We start from the raw sequence: 19,664 nt of genomic DNA, 5'->3' as shown, positions 1-19,664 counted from the left end.
GGCTTAACGGCTGTAGCGCTTCAGCCATTCCTCCTCGATGCGCGTCATCCAGCTCGGATGCGGTTCCGGCAGGGCGGTGCCCAGCTCCTGCGGCGACAGGGTGGCGACGCCCAGCTGGATCGCCCCGAACCGGGCCTTGTCGGCGGCGGGCAGGGCGGCGAGGTCCAGCACCGTGCCGTCGCCCCAATGGGCCGGGTCCTGCTTGCGTGCCTGCGCTTCCGGCGACAGCAGGAAGTTGGCGACCGCCATCGCGCCTTCCTTCGCCTTGGCATTGAACGGGATAGCGACGAAATGCGTGTTGCCGATGGTGCCGCCGTCCAGCACGAAGGTCCGCACGCTCTTCGGCAGCTTGCCCTCGGCGATCAGCGAGGAGGCTTCGCCCGGATGGAAGGACAGCGCCATATCCACCGCGCCATCGTCCAGCATCTGACGCAGCGCCGGGCCGCTCTTCGGGAAAGCCGATCCCTCACGCCACAGCGCCGGGTGCAGCGCGTCCAGCCAGGTCCAGAGTGGTGCCGTGGCGGCGGCGAAGCCGGCCTCGTCCATCGGCTTCTGCAGGATTGCCCGGTCCGGCGTCAGCTCGACCAGCGCCTGCTTCAGGAAGGTGGAGCCGATAAAGTCCGGCGGCGCGGGATAGCTGAAGTGGCCGGGATTGGCCTTCGCCCAGTCCAGCAGGGCGAGGATGCTCCTCGGCGGGTTCTTCACCCGCGCGGTATCCATCATGAAGACGAACTGCGCCATGCCCCAGGGCGATTCCAGCCCGTCGGTCGGGATGGTGAAATCGACCAGCGTTGTTGGCTTGCCTTTCGTATCCACCAGCTTGAAATTGGGCAGCTTCTGCGTGAAGGGGCCGAACAGCATCTGGCCGCGCTTCATGGCGGCGAAATTCTCGCCATTGATCCAGATGAGATCGACCGAGCCGCCCTCGGCGCGGCCAGCGGTCTTTTCCGCCAGTACGCGGGACACCGCCTCGGCCGTGTCGGCCAGCTTCACATGGCGCAGCGTCACGCCGTGTTCCGCCAGCACGCGCGTCCCCACCCACTGGATATATGTGTTGATGCGCTCGTCGCCGGCCCAGGCGTTCCAATAGACGGTCTGGCCGCGCGCCTTGGCGAGGGTGTCGGACCAGTCATCCGCCTTCGCGGTACCGATCCCCGTTGCCAGCGCCAGCGCGGCCAGCATGATCTTCACGATGCGCATCTTTCCGGCTCTCCCCCTTGCCAAGATGGATAGTGATTACTAAGCCAGTCGGGACGGCCTGTCAGGCATCTCGCGCGCCCATCACGCAGCTTTGATGCCCCCAGAATGACCGTGGAAGAAGGAGGAAGCCATGATCCGCCTGTTCGTCGCCCTGTCCCTGCCGGCCGGCCTGCGCCAGCGGTTGGCGCTGATGGGCGGCGGCATTCCGGGGGCGAAATGGGTGGAGACTGACAATCTGCATCTCACCCTGCGCTTCATCGGCGAGGTGGAGGAGGGGCTGATGGAGGATATCGACGATGCGCTGCTGGGTGTCGATTCCGACCCGTTCGAACTGACGCTGGCCGGTGTCGGCCATTGGGAAACACGGGGCAAGGCCACCGCCCTGTGGGCCGGTGTCGAGAAATCGCCGGAACTGTTGCACCTGCACGACCGGGTAGAGGCGGCGCTGGTGCGTACCGGCCTGCCGCCGGAGCCGCGCAAGTTCGCCCCGCATGTCACGCTGGCGCGGCTGAAGAACCCGCCGGCCACCCGCGTCGGCGATTTCCTGCGCGAGCATGGCCCGTTCCGCGCGCCGCCCTTCGCGGTGCAGGGCTTCGCGCTCTATTCCAGCATCCTTGGCGCCACCGGCCCGACCTACCGGGAGGAGGCGTTCTATCCGCTGCCCGCATCCGGCTGACAGGCGTGCAAGAGGCGGCTATCCTCATGCGAAAAGGGGGCGGGGCGCTTCATGGCTGAGTCCATCGTTATCCTGACCGGGGCCGGCATCTCCAAGGAATCCGGCCTCGATACCTTCCGCGATGCGGACGGCATCTGGTCGCGCGTGCGCATCGAGGATGTCGCCACGCCGCAGGCCTTCCGCGACAATCCGCTGCGCGTCCATGATTTCTACAATGCGCGCCGCCAGCAGCTGCTGGAGTCCAACATCCAGCCGAACCCGGCGCATCTGGCGCTGGCCCGGCTGCAGCGCGACTGGCCGGGCGAGGTTCTGCTGGTCACCCAGAATATCGACGATCTGCACGAGCGCGGCGGCAGCGCCAGCGTGCTGCACATGCATGGCGAGCTTTTGAAGGCGCGCTGCACCCATTGCCATGTTGTGGCCGAATGGCGCGCGCCGCTCAGCGTCGGCACCGCCTGCCCCTCCTGCGGCCATGCCGCCGGGCTGCGCCCGCATGTCGTCTGGTTCGGCGAGATGCCGCTGGAGATGGAGCGCATTTATACGGCATTGGATGCCTGCGGGTTGTTCGTCTCCATCGGCACCTCGGGCAATGTCTATCCGGCGGCGGGCTTTGTGGATGAGGTCAGCCGGCGCGGCCATGCCCATACGGTGGAGCTGAATCTGGAGGCTTCCTCCGGCACGGACCTGTTCGACGAGGCGATCCACGGCCCGGCCAGCGAGATCGTCCCCGCCTTCGTAGAGCGGGTGCTGACATCGGGATGGTAGGAGAGACCCTTCCGGCGCTGCTGCGGGAGATAGCGGCCTGCCGGCTGTGCGAGGCGCATCTGCCGCTGGGCCCGAGCCCGGTGATCCGCGCGGCGGCGAGTGCCCGCATTCTGGTGATCGGCCAGGCGCCGGGCACCAGGGTGCACAAGACCGGCATTCCCTTCAACGACCCCAGCGGCGACCGGCTGCGCGACTGGATGGGCATCGACCGCGACATCTTCTATGACGAGACGCGCATCGCCATCATGCCGATGGGGCTGTGCTATCCGGGCCGCAACGCGCGCGGCGGCGATGCGCCGCCCCGGCCGGAATGCGCGCCGCTCTGGCACGACCGGGTGCTGGCATTGCTGCCGGAGATCGAGCTGACGCTGCTGATTGGCGCCTATGCGCAAGGACGCTATCTGGGCGAGAAGCGGGAAAAGACGCTGGCGGCCACCGTGGCGCGCTGGCGCGACTTCGGCCCCGCCTTCATCCCGACACCGCACCCCAGCCCGCGCAACCGCAACTGGCTGAAGACCCACCCCTGGTTCGAGGAAGAGGTCGTGCCGGAGATACGGCGGCGGGTGCGGGAACTGGTGTGAGGGAGATTAATCGCCGCGCCTTACGGCGTGCAGCTGCTTCTTATGGGCAATGACACTGCGCAGCACAGTCTCGAACCAAGGTTTGCCGAATTGCCCTAGTGGCGGGTCTGGTTCCAGATAGAAGGACTGGCCGACGATATCGGTGTTGTATTCGTCCAGCACGATCCAGAGCCGCAGGCTGGTATCCAAACCGGCGCGCCGTTTCTCGATCTCCGGGATTTCCACGGCGAAGCAGTCCGGTCTGGGCGGCTGGCTGGTAATGGGGAACAGTAACAGCGTATCACCGTCCGGGCGGGGAAGACGGATGCCGACGGCTGTTGGGCGTGACTTGCGGCCCTCGGTTTCGCCGCGTGCTGCCTCCCGCGCCCAAAGATAAGGATAGCGGATAACGCAGCCGGTGCGTAGCGCCTCGAAGCTCATCCGTGCTTGCCTGGATCGGCATCGTCTTCTTGCGCATAAGCGTCGATGGCGGCCTCGATCTCGGCGAGCAGGGCGGGGGGCATGGTTTCGAGCGTGCCCACCGTGCGTGTCTCGGCGCTTTTGCGCAGCCGGTTGTAATCCTCGATGTTCAGCAGCACGAGGCGCGGCTTGTTGCGCTGGGTGATCGTCACCGGGTGGCGCAGCGCCTCGGCGATGATGTCGCCCGACTTGCGGGACAGGTCGCTGGTCGAATAGCTCTGCCGGCTCATGATATGAAATCCGTAAATGCTGTATTTGCTGTAATATAGGGCATTTACGGAGAAGCTTCCATACTGGCGTCACCCTCGCACTTGTTGCGGGGGGATCGTGGGACTCTCACAAGCGTCGCCGGAGCGGGCAATTGCCTTTCCCCCTCACCCAGCCTCGCCTAATTCGCTCTCGCTCATAAGGCTCGGCAACCCTCTCCCTCCAGGGGAGAGGGATAGAAGCAGCAGCCCCTTTAACCCTCTCCCCTTTGCGGGAGAGGGTGGTGAGCGAAGCGAGCCGGGTGAGGGGGAATGGCGCTTGCCGCCATGCGCTTCGAGACGCCACCCAAGATACTGGGGTGGCTCCTCAGTGCGAGGGGAGTATTGGATTCACCGGCAGTACCCCCAGGTGACCTCATGCTGAGGAGCCCGCTTCAGCGGGCGTCTCGAAGCATAGGGCAGCCCGCTCCTCCTACTCCCTGACCACCAGCACGGAGCAGGCGGCGTGGCGGACTACGCGGGCGGCGTTCGGGCCGAGAAGGTAGTCCTTCAGCTCCGGCCGGTGCGCGGCCAGCACGATCAGGTCGATTTTCAGCTTCTTCGCGAGGTCAAGGATGCGCTCATAGACCGTGCCCTCGGCGACGATGCACTGGGTCGGGATGTCCTTTGGGATCTCCGTATCGATGAAGGCGCGCAGCTTGCTCTGGCAGGCTTCCACGGCCTTTTTCTCGAAGCCCTTGGGGAAGAACTGGCCGACCATCGTCATGCCGAAATCCGGCACCACGGTCATCACATGCAGCCGCGTGCCGAAGGCGCGGGCATGGTCGATGGCGACCGGCAGCGCCGACTTCCAGGAGCTGTCCTGATTGAGATCGACCGGCAGCAGGATGTCCTTGTACATGGCCTGTCCTCCCTTACGCGGTGGCTGGTGCCGGGCCGTCCGTCCGGCGGCGGCGCTGCAGCAGCATGATGCCGCCCAGCAGGATCAGCGCCGGGACGAACATCCACTGCTTGTCCGGCGTCTCGACCGGCAGCTCGACCACCTTGATCTCCCAGTCGAAGTCGATGCCGGCCTTCTCCGCGGGGGAGCCGAAGACGACATTGTCCACCAGCATCTTGCCGTCATCCTCGATGACCTCGATGCCGGCGAACTGCAGGCGTTCGGCACCATCCGCCTTCGGGCCCAGCGGCAGGCGCACGGTCTTGCTGACCTCCTTGCCGTCCAGCGTCAGCCCTTCGACGACGACACGCAGCATCGCGTCCTCCGGCTTCTGCGCCACGACCTCGACGATTTGCTTCGGATCGACGCGCTCCAGCGGCGGATAGATCATGTCCATCCAGAAGCCGGGCCTCAGCAGGGTGAAGGCGATCAGCGCCAGTGCTACGGATTCCCACAGCCGGCTGCGCACCAGGAAGAAGCCCTGGGTCGAGGCCGCGAAGACCAGCATGGCTATCACCGCTGCCGCCACCGTGATGATGAGGTGCAGCGGCCCGCCGATATTGATCAGCAGCAGTTCGGTATTGAAGATGAAGATGAAGGGCAGGATCGCCGTGCGCATGGAGTAGTAGAAGGACACCAGGCCGGTCTTGATCGGGTCGGCGCCGGAAATCGCCGCGGCGGCGAAGGAGGCCAGGCCCACCGGCGGCGTGACGTCCGCCATGATGCCGAAATAGAACACGAACAGATGCACCGCGATCAGCGGCACCAGCAGGCCGCTCTGCGCGCCCAGCTCCACGATCACCGGTGCCATCAGGGTGGAGACCACGATGTAGTTCGCCGTGGTCGGCAGCCCCATGCCCAGGATCAGGCTGATGACGGCGGTGAAGATCAGCATCAGCATCAGATTGCCGGCGGAGATGAACTCCACGAATTCGGTCATGATCAGGCCGATGCCGGTCAGCGACACGGTGCCGACGATGATGCCGGCCGCCGCCGTGGCGATGCCGATGCCGATCATGTTGCGCGCACCGGTGGCCAGCCCGTCGATCAGCTCGACCGTGCCCTGGCGCACGGCGGCCAGGGTGTCGGTCTTGCGGAACAGCGCGATCAGTGGGCGCTGGGTCAGCAGGATGAAGATCATGAAGGCGGTCGCCCAGAAGGCCGACAGGCCGGGCGACAGCCGCTCGATCATCAGGCACCAGATCAGCACCACGACCGGCAGCAGGAAGTGCAGGCCGGCCTTCACCGTCGGTGCGGTTTCCGGCAGCTTCACCAGCGGCGAGTTCGGGTCGTCCATGACCAGTTCCGGCACCGTGGTCGAGTACCAGACCAGCCCGATATAGGCGGCCAGCACCAGCACCGCGATGATGGGGCTGGCGGCGTCGCCGAAGGCGGTCTTGATCCAGCCGACGCCGTAATAGACCACGCCAGAGAGAATGATGATGCTGGCAATGGTGATGCCGAAGGTGATCAGCGCCATCGGCAGGGTCTTGGGGTTCGGCTTCTCCATCCCCTTCAGCCCAAGCTTCAGCGCCTCCAGATGGACGATGTAGAGCAGCGCGAGGTAGGAGATGATCGCCGGCAGGAAGGCGTGCTTGATGACATCGACATAGGAGATGCCGACATATTCCACCATCAGGAAGGCGGCGGCACCCATGACCGGCGGCATGATCTGGCCGTTCACCGAGGCCGAGACCTCGACCGCGCCCGCCTTCTCCGCCGGATAGCCGACGCGCTTCATCAGCGGGATGGTGAAGGTACCGGTGGTCACGGTGTTGGCGATGGAGGAGCCGGAGATCAGACCGGTCATGCCCGATGCCACGACGGCTGCCTTGGCCGGGCCGCCGCGCAGATGGCCGAGCAGCGCGAAGGCGACCTTGATGAAGTAGTTGCCGGCGCCGGCCTTGTCGAGCAGCGAGCCGAACAGCACGAACAGGAAGACGAAGCTGGTGGACACCCCCAGCGCGATGCCGAACACGCCCTCCGTGGTCAGCCATTGCTGGTCCATGGTGCGGGCCAGCGAGGCGCCCTTGTGTGCGATCACCGACGGCATGTAGGGGCCGGCAAAGGTGTAGATCAGGAAGACGATGGCGACGATCATCAGCGGCGGGCCCAGCGCCCGGCGGGTCGCCTCCAGCAGCAGCAGCATGCCGATGACCGAGACGATCAGGTCGAACTGTGTCGGCATGCCCGGCCGCTGCGCGAGGTCGCGGTAGAAGATGAAGATGTAGGCGGCGCAGAAGGCGGCGGCGATGGCCAGCACCCAGTCCTGGATCGGGATATAGCTGCGCGGGGAGCGTTTCAGTGCCGGATAGGCGAGGAAACCCAGGAACAGCGCGAAGGCGAGGTGGATCGAGCGCGCCTCGGTGTCGTTCAGGATCGCGAAGTTCAGCATGAAGGGCAGCGGCGAAGCATACCACAGCTGGAACAGCGACCAGGCGACGGCGGTGACCAGCAGCAGCACGCCGACCGGCCCTGTCGGGCTGCGCCCGCCGGTGTCGGCCTGGGCGACCAGATCCTGAAGGTCGGTGTCGGAAAGACCCTTGCGGCCTTCGCTTGTATCGGACATGGAGCCCCCCGGTCCTGAATTCAGATGACGCCTAACTGTAAGAGAGCTTGCCGCGAATTGAAACTATTGCGGGAAGCAGGCGATTTTCTCCTGCCCTTTAAAAAGAAAGCGGGGCCGGTTTCCCGGCCCCGCTTCTTGTTCCGCCGAGGCGGACCCGATTACATCAGGCCGGCTTCGCGATAGTACTTGGCGGCACCGTCATGCAGCGGGGCCGACAGGGCGTTCATGGTCATGCCCTTCTTGTCGAGCACGCCGAAGGCCGGGTGCAGCTTCTTGAAGTCCTCGAAATTCTCGAACACCGCCTTCACGGTCTGATAGACCACATCCTCGGAGACGGTGGCGGAGGTCACGACCGTGGCGCCCACACCGAAGGTGGTGACGTCATTCGGGTTGCCGGTGTACATGCCGCCCGGGATGGTCGCCTTGGAGTAGTAGGGGTTCTCCGCCAGCAGCTTGTCGATGGCCGGGCCATCAACATTCACCAGCACGGTCTCGCAGGAGGTGGTGGCTTCCTGGATCGAGCCGTTCGGATGGCCGACGGTGTAGATGATGGCATCGACCTTGTTGTCGCACAGCGCCTGGCTCTGCTCGGCCGGCTTCAGCTCGGAGGCCAGCGAGAAGTCAGCGGTAGTCCAGCCCTTGGCCTTCAGCACCACATCCATGGTGGCGCGCTGGCCGGAACCCGGATTGCCGACATTGACGCGCTTGCCCTTCATGTCGTCGAAGGTCTTGATGCCGGAATCCTTGCGGGCCAGCACGGTGAAGGGCTCGGGATGCAGCGAGAACATGGCGCGGATCTGCTTGATGGGCTTGCCCTCGAACGGACCGCCCGACCCGTTGTAGGAGTGATACTGCCAGTCGGACTGCGCGACGCCGATCTCCATCTCGCCCTGGGCAATGGCGTTGATGTTGTAGATCGAACCGCCGGTGCTCTCGACCGAGCAGCGCAGGCCGTGGGTCTTGCGGTCGGCATTCACCAGGCGGCAGATCGCACCACCGGCCGGGTAATAGACGCCGGTGACCCCGCCGGTGCCGATGGTGAAGAACTTCTGCTGTGCCTGCGCGGCCGTGCCATCGGCCAGCGCCAGGCCGCCAAACGCAAGCGCGGCGGCAAAGGAAAGGGACGTGAGCTTCTTCATCTGTGTGCTCCCTTATCGTGTCGTTTGATGATTCTGCCATTCCCGATACGGCGCAAAGGCTCACGCACCGGGATGTTTTCGTGCTCTGGGGCGGCCTGTGCCGCCCGGCTCTTGTGCGGGACTATGCCCGCTGAAGCCGGGCGGGTCAACCAAGCGGCGGCAGCACGGTACCGTGGGTGAGCTATCCTGAGGCGTCCGCTTGAATTGTAATTCTTTCCTTTGTCATTGCCGGGCTTGACCCGGCAATCCAGGGGCCACGTTCTGTAATGCTACAGGCTAGGCACCGCCCCTGGACCCCCGGGTCAAGCCCGGGGGTGACATAAGGGGGGCCGCCTCAGGCCACCTGCTTCGCCTCGGCCAGCACGGATGTGAGCGTGCGGTCCAGCTTCTCGACGATCTCGGCGATATGGCTCTCATCGATGATGAAGGGCGGGGCCAGCAGGATATGCACGCCGTTCCTGCCATCCACCGTGCCCGCACCCGGATAGCACATCAGCCCTTCCTCCATCGCCTTCAGCCGGATCTTGTTGTGCAGGCCCAGCTTCGGGTCGAAGGTCTGCTTGGTCGCGCGGTCGGCCACCAGCTCGATGCCGACGAACAGCCCGCGCCCGCGGATGTCGCCGACATGGTGGTGGTTGCCGAAGCGCTCCTGCAGCGCCGCGCGCAGCTGTTCGCCGCGGGTACGGACATTCTCCAGCAGATTGTCGTCACGGATCACCTTCTGCACGGTCATCGCCGTGGCACTTGCCAGCGTGTGGCCCATATAGGTGTGGCCGTGCATGAAGGCGCCGCTGCCTTCATCGATCGCCTTGCAGATCTTGCCCGACACCAGCATCGCGCCGATCGGCTGATAGCCCGCCCCCAGCCCCTTGGCGATGCACAGCAGGTCCGGCGCCACGCCATCCTCCTCGCAGGCATAGAGGTAGCCGGTGCGCCCCATGCCGCACATCACCTCGTCGAAGATCAGCAGCACGCCGTACTTGTCGCAGATTTCCCGGACTCGCTTCAGATAGCCGGGTACGGCGGGCACCACGCCGGCCGTGGCGCCGACCACCGGCTCGCAGGCGAAGGCGGCCACGGTGTCGGGCCCCAGCTCAATGATCTTCGCTTCCAGCTCGTTGGCGGCGCGCAGCCCGTATTCTTCCTCCGTCTCGTCATGGTGCTGATGGCGGTAGGCGTAGCAGGGCGCGATATGGTGTGCATTCTCCGACAGCAGCGGCTGGTACAGCTCGCGGCGCGCCATGTTGCCGCCCAGCGACAGCGCGCCCAGCGTGTTGCCGTGGTAGGACTGGCGGCGCGCAATCAGCTTGGTGCGCTGCTTCTGGCCGATCTCCACAAAATATTGCCGGGCGATCTTGATCGCCGATTCCAGCGCCTCCGACCCGCCGGAGACGAAGAACACCCGCTCCAGCCCGTCCGGCGCATTGTCGATCAGGTAGTCGGCCAGTTGCTCCAGCGGCTCGGTGGTGAAGAAGCCGCTATAGGCGAAGGCCAGCTTGTCGATCTGCTCATGCATGGTCTTGCGCACCGCCGGATGGCTGTGGCCGAGGCAGGACACGGCCGCCCCGCCGGAGGCGTCGATATAGCGCTTGCCCTCGGCATCGATGATGTAGCAGCCATCGCCGGCCACGGCGGTTGGCATCGGCTCGTTGGGCAGGCGGTGAAAGACGCGGGACGGGGTGCCGGACATGGCTGGCTTCCTGATGCAAGGGCGATAGGGGTATGAAGGCGCGGCCAAGCACGTTCGTCAATGGGAAGTGGGGCGGCAAGTGCGGTGTATTTGCCCGCAGGCAGCGCGCCCGCTATAACGCCGCAGCCGCGAAACGCCAGTACAGTCAGATATTCAGGGGGAAGTGAGAACGCATGGACATCAAGCAGCATATCCGCGAAGTGCCGGATTTTCCGAAGCCGGGAATCCTGTTCTACGACATCTCCACCCTGCTGATGCATCCCCGTGCCTGGCAGCACACGGTGCGCCAGATGGCCGATGCCATCGCCCCGCACAAGCCGGATTTGCTGGCCGGCATCGAATCGCGCGGCTTCCTGGTATCCGCCCCGCTGGCGTTGATGCTGGGCTGCGGCTTCATCATGCTGCGCAAGAAGGGCAAGCTGCCCGGCGCCACGGTGCGCCACGAATATGATCTGGAATACGGCTCCGACGTCATCGAGATTCAGGAAGGTGCCGTGCAGCCGGGCCAGAAGGTGGTGCTGGTTGACGATCTGCTGGCGACCGGCGGCACTCTGGCGGCGGCGGCGGAGCTGATCCGCAAGGTCGGCGGTCAGGTGCCGGCGGCGGCCTGCATCATCGAGCTGACCTTCCTGAACGGCCGCGACAAGCTGGACATGCCGATCACCACGCTGGCGCAGTACGACCAGTAGGGGGAGGGACGTTTCTCCCCTCACCCAGCTCCAGCTAGGCTCATTTCATTCGCCAAGCTTCCGCATCCCTCTCCCCTTCCGGGGCGAGGGAACAAAAAAGAAGATGAAAAGAAGCTCCCTCGCCCCCTTGGGGGAGAGGGATGCGCAGCCTTGTGAGCGTAGCGAACTAGGCGAAGCTGGGTGAGGGGGGTACAGAACTCTACCCCGCCTTGCCCTCGTACAACGCGTCGAGGGTCGCCTGGTATTCCTTGCGGATATTGTGCCGCCTGATCTTCATGGTCGGCGTCAGCATCTGGTTGTCGGTGGTGAAGGGCTCGGTCGCGATGACGAAGCGGCGCACCTTCTCCAGGCTGGAAAGGTCGCGGTTCACCCGGTCCAGCACCTCGCCGACGGCGGCGCGGAAGTCCTTGTCGCCGGCCAGTTCCGCCAGGTTCGGCGCCACACCCTTGCCCTTCGCGTAGCTCTCGACGAAATCCTGCGCCGGCACGATCAGCCCCACCAGATAGGGCCGCTTGTCGCCATAGACCATGGCCTGGTTGATTTCGGGCTGCAGCGTGACGAAGCCCTCGACGCGCTGCGGCGAGATATTGTCGCCGCCGGAGATGACGATGATGTCGCGCTTGCGGTCGGTGATGCGGATATAGCCGTCGGGGTCGATCTCGCCGATGTCGCCGGTGTGCAGCCAGCCATCGATCAGCGCCTTCTCCGTCGCCTCGGGATCGTCCCAGTAGCCGTCCATCAGCAGTTCGCCGCGCACCAGGATTTCACCGTCCGGGGCCAGCCGCACCTCGACGCCTTTCAGCGGCGGGCCGACCGTCTCGATGCGGATGCGGCGCGGCCGGTTGCAGCTGACCACCGGGGCGGCCTCGGTCTGGCCATAGCCCTGGCAGAGCCGGATGCCCAGCGCCAGGAAGAACATCCCGACCTCGTAATTCAGCGGTGCGCCGCCGGAGATGAAGGCCTTCAGCCGCCCGCCCATGCGCTGGCGCACCTTGCGGCGGACCAAAAGGTCCAGCAGCAGGTTGAACGCCTTCTCGCCGAGGCTGAGGCTGCCCGGCTGTTCGATGCGTTTGCGCCCCAGCTCCAGCGCCTTCATGAACAGGTCACGCTTCCTGCCGCCCGCGCGCTCCACCCCGGCCAGGATGCGCCCGTGCAGCACCTCATAGAGGCGCGGCACGGCGGTCATGATGGTGGGTTTGGCCTCCTGCAGATTGGCGGCCAGCGTGTCCGCCCCTTCCGCGTAATAGATCTGCGCGCCGATGGAGATCGGGAAGAACAGGCCGCAGGTATGCTCGTAGGAATGCGACAGCGGCAGGAAGGACAGGAACACCTCGTCGCCCAGCCCGAATTCGTGCAGCAGGTCGAAGGCCGAGACGAGGTTGCAGAAGATCGCCCGGTGGCTCAGCATCACGCCCTTCGGCGCGCCGCCGGTGCCGGAGGTGTAGATCAGGCAGGCCAGGTCGTCGCGCCTGCGCTGGCCGGCGACATCCTCCACATCGTCGGGCCCCGCACTGAGGAGGGCTTCGCCGGCCTTCAGCGCGTCATCCCAGCCCTGGAAGCGGATCGTGCATTCCTGCGCCGGGCCCTTGCCTTCCAACGCGATCACGAACTCGCAATGGCTGGAATGGATGGCGGCGGGCAGGGCATTGCGCAGCAGCTTCTCGGTGGAGCAGATCAGCCCCTTCGCCCCGCAATTCTCCAGGATGTAGATGTGGTCGGCCACCGTGTTGGTGACGTAGGCCGGCACGCTGACCGCGCCGGCGGCCATGATGGCAAGATCGGCAATCGCCCATTCCGGCCGGTTCTCGGAGACGATCACCACGCGGTCGCCGGGCTGGATGCCCTGCGCGCGTAGAGCGCGGGACAGGGTGCGCACCTGGCGGTCGATCTCGCGCCAGCTCATCGGCTGGTAGGTGCTGTCGCGCTTGGCCCAGAGGAAGGGCTTGTCGCCCAGCTTCGCCGCCTGCTCGAAGAACATCAGCGCAAGGTTCTGCGCCGCCGCGTAATCGATAATCGCCACGTCTCCTCCCATGTCGCCGTCCCGTTATATCGGGGCGTCTTGTCATATAGTGCCGGCAGTGTCGCTTGCGCTTGGCGATCCGGCAAGGCTCACCATATCCCTGTCAGTAACCATGGAGAGGAATATGACTGCTGCCGCCGAAATCAAGGACAACGCCGCCCCCGATCTGGGCGATCTGCCGGAATGGCGGCTCGCCGACCTGTATGACGGGATGGCGTGTCCGCGGCTGAAGGCCGATCTGGATGGCGCGGAAAAGGACGCGGCGGCCTTCGAGACGGCCCATGCCGGCAAGCTGGCCAGCCTCGACGGCGCGGCGCTGGGCCGGGCGGTCGCGGAATATGAGCGCATAGACGAGGTACTGTCGCGCGCCGCCAGCTATGCCCAGCTGGTCCATGCCGGCGACATGGGTGATGCGAAGATCGGCCGCTTCTACCAGTCGGTGGTGGAGCGGGTGACGGATATCTCCACGAAGCTGCTGTTCTTCACGCTGGAGCTGAACCGGCTGGATGAATCGCAGCTGGCGGACAAGCTGACGGCGCCGGAACTGGCGAAATTCTCCGCCTGGCTGCGCGATCTGCGCGTGTTCCGCGACCACCAGCTGTCCGACGATCTGGAAAAGCTGCTGCATGAGAAGGAGATTTCCGGCCGTTCCGCCTGGAACCGGCTGTTCGACGAGACGCTGACCGGCCTGCGCTTTCCCTTCCAGGGCAAGGAGCTGACCGTCACCGGCATTCTGGAGAAGATGACCAGTGGCAAGCGCGAGGAACGGCGCGAGGCGGCAAAGTCTCTGGGCGCCACGCTGCGCGGCGAGGCCCGGCTGTTCTCGCTGGTCACCAACACGCTGGCCAAGGACAAGGAAACGGAGGATCGCTGGCGTCACTATCCGTCGCCGGTCTCGGCGCGCAACCGCGCCAACCAGATCGAGGATGAGGTGGTGGACGCGCTGGTGAACAGTGTGCGCGATCATTATCCGCGGCTCTCGCACCGCTATTACGCGCTGAAGGCGAAGTGGTTCGGCATCGACAAGCTGGATTACTGGGACCGCAACGCGCCGCTGCCCGACGATGCCGACCGGCTGATCCGCTGGGAGGAGGCGGAGGATACGGTGCTGACCGCCTATGCCGGCTTCGATCCGCGCATGGCGGAGATTGGCGGCCGCTTCTTCCGCGAGGGCTGGATCGACGCGCCGGCCCGTCCCGGCAAGGCCTCTGGCGCCTTCTCGCACCCCACCGTGCCCAGCGCCCACCCCTATATCCTGCTGAATTATCAGGGCCGCACGCGCGACGTGATGACGCTGGCGCATGAGCTGGGCCATGGCGTGCATCAGGTACTGGCGGCGGAGCAGGGGCATCTGCAGGCGAACACCCCGCTGACCCTGGCGGAGACCGCCAGCGTGTTCGGCGAGATGCTGACCTTCCAGGCGATGCTGAAGAAGGAAACCGATCCGAAGCGCCGCAAGGCCATGTTGGCCGGCAAGGTGGAGGACATGCTGAACACGGTGGTGCGGCAGGTCGCCTTCCATTTCTTCGAGGCAAAGCTGCATGCATCGCGCCGGCAGTCCGAACTGACGCCGGACGAGATCTGTGACATCTGGATCGAAACGCAGATCGAAAGCCTCGGCCCGGCCTTGCGCTTCGACGAGGATTACCGGCACTTCTGGGCCTATATCCCGCACTTCATCCACTCGCCCTTCTATGTCTATGCCTATGCCTTCGGCGACTGCCTGGTGAACTCGCTCTATGCGGTGTACCGGGAGGCGGAGGACGGTTTCGCCGACCGCTATCTGGAGATGCTGCGGGCCGGCGGCACGCTGCGCCACAAGCAGCTGCTCGCCCCCTTCGGGCTGGATGCCGCGGACCCGGCCTTCTGGGCCAAGGGGCTGTCGATGATCGCCGGCATGATCGACGAGCTGGAAGCGATGGAGTAGGGGGCAGCCAGCCTGTCATTGCCGGGCTTGACCCGGCAATCCAGAGCCACAGCTTTGGACGTGACAGGCAGGGCATCGCCCCTGGATGCCCGGATCAGGTCCGGCCATGACACATACAGAAAGTCAGAGCCTCATGTCCGAGAATGAAGACAACAGGTTCGGCGGCCGGGCGCGGCGCTATGTGCAGGTCGGCAGCCGCGTCGGCGCGCTGGCGGCCAGGCTGGCGGGCGAGCGCTATCTCGGCCTGAAGCTGGACCGAACCGAGCATGCAGAGGGGCTGAAGCAGGCGCTGGGCGGGCTGAAGGGCCCGCTGATGAAGGTGGCGCAGATCCTCGCCACCATCCCCGATGCGCTGCCCAAGGAATATGCGCAGGAGCTGCAGCAGCTGCAGTCCAACGCGCCGCCGATGGGCTGGCTGTTCGTGAAGCGCCGCATGGCCGCCGAGCTGGGGCCGGACTGGCGCTCGCGCTTCGCCGATTTCGCGCATGAGGCCGCCGCTGCCGCCTCGCTGGGCCAGGTCCACCGCGCCACGGCAAAGGACGGCACGGCGCTGGCCTGCAAGCTGCAATATCCCGACATGCAGTCGGCGGTGGAGGCCGACCTGAAGCAGCTGAAGCTCGCCATGTCGGTCTATGAGCGCTACGACAAGGCGATCTCCACATCCCGCATGTATCAGGAGCTTTCGGCCCGCCTGCGCGAGGAGCTGGATTACGATCTGGAGCGCCGCCACATGGCGCTCTATGCCCATATGCTGGCGGATGAGCCCGGCGTGCATGTGCCCGCTGCCGTGCCGGAGCTCTCTACCAGGCGGCTGCTGACCATGAACTGGCTGGACGGCGCGCCGCTGCTCTCCGTCACCGGGGAAGACCTCGACTTCCGCAACCGTGTGGCGCTGAACATGTTCCGCGCCTGGTATGTGCCGTTCTATTTCTTCGGATCGATCCATGGCGACCCGCATCTCGGCAACTATTCGGTGCGCCCGGATGGCAGCGTGAACCTGCTGGATTTCGGCTGCGTCCGCGTGTTTCGGCCCAGCTTCGTGGAGGGCGTCATCGACCTCTACAAGGCGCTGCGCGACGGCGATGACGAGCTGGCCGTGCATGCCTACACGATCTGGGGTTTCGAGAATCTGACCAAGGACAAGATCGAGGTGCTGAACCTCTGGGCGCGCTTCGTCTATGCGCCGCTGATGGAGGACCGCCAGCGCCCGATCCAGGAAACCAACAACGGCATGTATGGCCGCGAGGTGGCGGAGAAGGTGCATGCCGAGCTGCGCCGGATCGGCGGCGTCGCCCCGCCGCGCGAATTCGTGCTGATGGACCGCGCGGCCATCGGCCTTGGCTCGGTGTTCCTGCATCTGAAGGCGGAGATCAACTGGTACCGCATGTTCCACGAGCTGATCGCCGATTTCGACGCGAAGGCACTGGCGAAACGCCAGGCCGAGGCGCTGAAGACCGCCGAAGTGCCCGAAGCGGCGTGAGGGGAATTGCGCTCCCTATTACAACCACACTAGCCGTCATTCCCGGGCTTGTCCCGGGAATCCAGGGTTCAGCCTGATCGGGCGGGCATCCAGTTAGCTGAGGCCTGGACCCCCGCAATAAATGCGGGGGTGACGGGCGGAGTAGGTGGCGGGAGAGAGGAGCGAGCGCCAGCGTCTCGAAGGACAGGGCCGGCAGGCTTCCGTAACCCTGCCCCGATGCATTGCCGCTTGCCAGCGCGGGCGCGGGCAGCTTTCCTATGCGGCACTGCAAAAAAACAAGAAGCAGGAGTGGGGAATGGAGTCTTTTCCGGGCCTGGGGTCGGGTGCGCACCGGCCGGTGACGCTGGGCAGCCGGCACATGGTGTCAGCCGGCCATCACGCCGCCGCGCAGGCTGGCCTCGCCATTCTGGAGGCGGGCGGCAATGCTGTCGATGCGGGCGTGGCCGCCGGCATCGCGCTGGGCGTGCTGCAATCCGACCTGGTGAATGTCGCGGGCGTGGCGCCGATCATGATCCGCATGGCGGACAGCGGCGAGGTGACGACGATCAGCGGCCTTGGCTGTTTTCCGAAGCAGGCCAGTTCCGCCTGGTTCCGCGAAAACCATGGCGGCGAGATTCCCCCCGGCCTGAAGCGCACCGTGGTGCCCGCCGCGCCGGATGCCTGGATCGCCGCGCTGGCAAAATACGGCACCATGCGGTTTTCCGAGGTGGCCGCCGCCGCGATCCGCTACGCCGCCGAGGGCTTCCCGACGCACGCGCTGCTGGCCGACTATGTCGCCGGCCAGGCGGAAGCCTATGCGCGCTGGGACGCCAACAAGGAGATCTACCTGCCGAAGGGCCGCCCGCCGAAGGTGGGGGAGTTGTTCGTGCAGAGCGATCTCGCGGCCACGCTGACCTATATGGCGGATCAGGAGAAGGCAGCCGGTGGCAGCCGGGAGGATGGGCTACGCGCCGCGCGCGATGCCTTCTACAAGGGCGATATCGCCCGCACGATTGCCCGCTACCATGCCGAGAATGATGGCTGGATGACGGAGCAGGACCTGGCCGATTTCTCCGTCACTTTCGAGAAGCCGGTCTCCGGGCGCTTCAACGGCATGACGGTCTATACCTGCGATGTCTGGTGCCAGGGGCCGGTGCTGATCCAGATGCTGAACCTGCTGAAGGGCGTCGATCTGCGCGGCCTGGGCCATAACAGCCCTTCCTATATCCATCTGCTGACCGAGGCGATGAAGCTGTCCTTCGCCGACCGCGAGGCCTATTACGGCGATCCGCGCTTCGTCGATGTGCCGATGGCGGACTTGCTGTCGGATGAGTATGCCGATCTGCGGCGCGGGCTGATTGACCCGAACAAGGCCTGGCCGGAGATGCCGCCGGCGGGCGATCCGCGCAATCTGCGCGCCATTCTCGGCAACAGCGGAAGCAAGGCACCGGTCCGTGATGGCGAGCCGCCGCTGTCGCCCGATACCTCCTATGTCTGCGCGGTGGACCGCTGGGGCAATGTGTTCTCCGCCACGCCCAGCGACACCTCGAACGACGCGCCGGTGATTCCGGGGCTGGGCATCTGCCCGTCCTCGCGCGGCTCCCAGGCTTTCACGCAGGAAGGCCATGCCAGCGAGCTGATGGGCGGCAAGCGCCCGCGCCTGACGCCGAACCCGGCGCTGGCGGTGTTTGACAATGGCGCCTTGATGCCGTTCGGCACGCCGGGCGGCGATGTTCAGTCGCAGGCCATGCTGCAGGTGCTGCTGAATGTCGGCGTGTTCGGCATGGACACGCAGTCGGCCATCGACGCGCCGCGCTTTGCGACATACAGCTTCCCCGATTCCTTCGCGCCGCACCCCTATTACCCGGGCCGCCTCACGCTGGAGGGGCGGATCGAGCGCCGGACGCAGGACGCCCTCGCCGCCCTTGGCCACGATGTCGTATCCTGGCCGGACTGGACCTGGAAGGCTGGCGGCGTGTGCGCCATCGTCGCCGATCCGGCGACCGGGCTGAAGGCCGGGGGCGCGGACCGCCGCCGGCCGTCCGGCGTGGCGGGGCTGTAAATCCGGTAAGGCTGTAAGGACAAGGCTGAAGGCAGCCGAGGACAGAATAATGAGTACACCGACCAAGGACCGTCCCATCGGCGTTCCCGATATCCGCGCCCGCAAGGGCGGGCAGCCGCTGGTCTGCCTGACCGCCTATACCGCGCCCATCGCGAAGCTGCTGGACCCGCATGTCGATCTGCTGCTGGTCGGCGATTCGCTGGCGATGGTGGTCTATGGCATGGACTCCACGCTGGGCGTGTCGCTGGACATGATGATCGCCCATGGCAAGGCGGTCGCGCGCTCGGCCCGCCATGCCTGCGTGGTGGTCGATCTGCCCTTCGGCTCCTATGAGGAATCGCCGGAGCAGGCCTACCGCGCCGCCGCGCGCGTGCTGGCGGAAACCGGCTGCGCGGCGGTGAAGCTGGAAGGCGGGGTGGCGATGGCGCCGACCATCCGCTTCCTGGCGGAGCGGCATATCCCGGTGCTGGCCCATATCGGCCTGACGCCGCAATCGGTGAACGCCTTCGGCGGTTTCCGCGTACAGGGGCGGGGCGAGGAGGAGGCCGCACGCGTCATGGCGGATGCGAAGGCCATAGAGGAAGCCGGTGCCTTCGCCGTGGTCATCGAGGGCGTGCCGGAGCCGCTGGGCCGCGCCATCACGGAGGCCATCGGCATCCCCACCATCGGTATCGGCGCCTCGCCGGCCTGCGACGGGCAGATCCTCGTGACCGACGACATGCTGGGGCTGTTCTCCGACTTCACGCCGAAATTCGTGAAGCGCTTCGCCTCGCTGGGTGCCTCGGTGGAGCAGGCGGTCCAGTCCTACGCCGCGGAGGTGACGGCGCGACGCTTCCCCGGCCCGGAACATTGCTTTGGCACGGCTAAGCCGAAGGGGGCGGCATGAGCGATCTTCCCCGCATCGTCCGGACTGTTGCCGATCTGCGCCAGCAGGTCGCGGCCTGGCGCGCCGAGGGGCTGACGGTCGCGCTGGTGCCGACCATGGGCGCGCTGCATGAGGGGCATTTGTCGCTGATGCGGCAGGGCGCTGAAATGTGCGACCAGGTGGTGGCGACGATCTTCGTGAACCCGACGCAGTTCGCACCCAGCGAGGATCTGGATTCCTACCCGCGCCGCGAGGCACAGGATGTCGCCGCCCTGCGCGCGGCCGGCGTGCCGCTGCTGTTCGCGCCGGATGTGACGGAGATGTACCCCAACGGTTTCTCCACCACCGTTACCGTGGCGACAGTCAGCGAAGGTCTGTGTGGCGCGCGCCGGCACGGCCATTTCGCCGGCGTGGCCA

17 protein-coding genes are annotated in these 19,664 nt (G+C 65.8%); 9 read left to right on the top strand and 8 right to left on the bottom strand.

Annotation, left to right across the window (positions count from 1 at the left end; all coding sequences use genetic code 11):
- Nucleotides 1-3: 3 nt before the first annotated feature.
- Nucleotides 4-1,200, bottom strand: a complete 1,197-nt coding sequence (locus MK313_RS01125; protein WP_287779676.1) for an ABC transporter substrate-binding protein — start codon at nucleotides 1,198-1,200, stop codon at nucleotides 4-6.
- Between the two features lie 130 nt (nucleotides 1,201-1,330).
- On the opposite strand from MK313_RS01125, the gene thpR reads away from it, so the two are divergent.
- From thpR to MK313_RS01110, 3 genes are read left to right on the top strand one after another with little or no spacing between them, the layout of a single operon-like run.
- Nucleotides 1,331-1,876: an RNA 2',3'-cyclic phosphodiesterase gene (gene thpR, locus MK313_RS01120; RefSeq protein ID WP_287779674.1), complete on the top strand. Its 546-nt coding sequence runs from the start codon at nucleotides 1,331-1,333 to the stop codon at nucleotides 1,874-1,876.
- Between the two features lie 51 nt (nucleotides 1,877-1,927).
- A complete protein-coding gene (gene cobB / locus MK313_RS01115; protein WP_287779671.1) occupies nucleotides 1,928-2,641 on the top strand; it encodes a Sir2 family NAD+-dependent deacetylase in 714 nt (237 codons plus the stop codon).
- Entirely contained in the window at nucleotides 2,635-3,222 is a 588-nt protein-coding gene (locus MK313_RS01110) for a uracil-DNA glycosylase family protein (protein WP_287779668.1), read from the top strand. Before cobB ends, MK313_RS01110 begins: the two co-directional genes overlap by 7 nt.
- 6 nt (nucleotides 3,223-3,228) lie before the next feature.
- Here MK313_RS01110 and MK313_RS01105 read toward each other — a convergent pair whose 3' ends face one another.
- From MK313_RS01105 to MK313_RS01080, 6 genes are all read right to left on the bottom strand, one after another.
- Nucleotides 3,229-3,642, bottom strand: a complete 414-nt coding sequence (locus MK313_RS01105) for a hypothetical protein (RefSeq protein WP_008945948.1) — start codon at nucleotides 3,640-3,642, stop codon at nucleotides 3,229-3,231.
- A complete protein-coding gene (locus MK313_RS01100) occupies nucleotides 3,639-3,911 on the bottom strand; it encodes a type II toxin-antitoxin system prevent-host-death family antitoxin (protein ID WP_287779664.1) in 273 nt (90 codons plus the stop codon). Before MK313_RS01100 ends, MK313_RS01105 begins: the two co-directional genes overlap by 4 nt.
- 448 nt (nucleotides 3,912-4,359) lie before the next feature.
- A complete protein-coding gene (locus MK313_RS01095; RefSeq protein WP_287779662.1) occupies nucleotides 4,360-4,788 on the bottom strand; it encodes a universal stress protein in 429 nt (142 codons plus the stop codon).
- A gap of 13 nt (nucleotides 4,789-4,801) precedes the next feature.
- Complete coding sequence (locus tag MK313_RS01090; RefSeq protein WP_287779660.1) at nucleotides 4,802-7,396, bottom strand: TRAP transporter permease; 2,595 nt, start codon at nucleotides 7,394-7,396, stop codon at nucleotides 4,802-4,804.
- A 158-nt stretch (nucleotides 7,397-7,554) separates the two neighbouring features.
- Nucleotides 7,555-8,535 (bottom strand): TAXI family TRAP transporter solute-binding subunit, encoded by a 981-nt coding sequence (locus MK313_RS01085; protein WP_008945952.1) that lies wholly within the window; start codon nucleotides 8,533-8,535, stop codon nucleotides 7,555-7,557.
- A 334-nt stretch (nucleotides 8,536-8,869) separates the two neighbouring features.
- Nucleotides 8,870-10,225: an aspartate aminotransferase family protein gene (locus tag MK313_RS01080; RefSeq protein ID WP_287779655.1), complete on the bottom strand. Its 1,356-nt coding sequence runs from the start codon at nucleotides 10,223-10,225 to the stop codon at nucleotides 8,870-8,872.
- A gap of 173 nt (nucleotides 10,226-10,398) precedes the next feature.
- Between MK313_RS01080 and MK313_RS01075 the strand changes: the two genes are divergently transcribed.
- A complete protein-coding gene (locus MK313_RS01075) occupies nucleotides 10,399-10,914 on the top strand; it encodes an adenine phosphoribosyltransferase (protein ID WP_287779652.1) in 516 nt (171 codons plus the stop codon).
- A gap of 199 nt (nucleotides 10,915-11,113) precedes the next feature.
- On the opposite strand, the gene MK313_RS01070 is transcribed toward MK313_RS01075, so the two are convergent.
- Entirely contained in the window at nucleotides 11,114-12,946 is a 1,833-nt protein-coding gene (locus MK313_RS01070) for an AMP-dependent synthetase/ligase (protein ID WP_287779650.1), read from the bottom strand.
- 112 nt (nucleotides 12,947-13,058) lie between these two features.
- On the opposite strand from MK313_RS01070, the gene MK313_RS01065 reads away from it, so the two are divergent.
- The 5 genes from MK313_RS01065 to MK313_RS01045 form a co-directional block, all read left to right on the top strand.
- Entirely contained in the window at nucleotides 13,059-14,861 is a 1,803-nt protein-coding gene (locus tag MK313_RS01065; protein ID WP_287779647.1) for a M3 family oligoendopeptidase, read from the top strand.
- A 133-nt stretch (nucleotides 14,862-14,994) separates the two neighbouring features.
- Entirely contained in the window at nucleotides 14,995-16,341 is a 1,347-nt protein-coding gene (locus tag MK313_RS01060; RefSeq protein ID WP_287779644.1) for an ABC1 kinase family protein, read from the top strand.
- Between the two features lie 295 nt (nucleotides 16,342-16,636).
- Complete coding sequence (locus MK313_RS01055; RefSeq protein WP_287779642.1) at nucleotides 16,637-18,382, top strand: gamma-glutamyltransferase family protein; 1,746 nt, start codon at nucleotides 16,637-16,639, stop codon at nucleotides 18,380-18,382.
- Nucleotides 18,383-18,431: 49 nt separating this feature from the next.
- Nucleotides 18,432-19,268 carry a 3-methyl-2-oxobutanoate hydroxymethyltransferase gene (panB, locus tag MK313_RS01050; RefSeq protein WP_287779640.1) on the top strand — a complete coding sequence of 279 codons (837 nt, stop codon included), beginning with the start codon at nucleotides 18,432-18,434 and terminating at the stop codon, nucleotides 19,266-19,268.
- Nucleotides 19,265-19,664 (top strand): pantoate--beta-alanine ligase (locus MK313_RS01045; RefSeq protein WP_416054097.1); only part of this gene is annotated, 400 nt, incomplete at its 3' end. The genes panB and MK313_RS01045, both read left to right, overlap by 4 nt.

Source organism: Oceanibaculum sp., assembly GCF_022449305.1.
GTDB lineage: Bacteria > Pseudomonadota > Alphaproteobacteria > Oceanibaculales > Oceanibaculaceae > Oceanibaculum > Oceanibaculum indicum.
The sequence above is the reverse complement of the archived record's forward strand: the minus strand, read 5'-3'. Positions and strand labels throughout refer to the sequence as shown.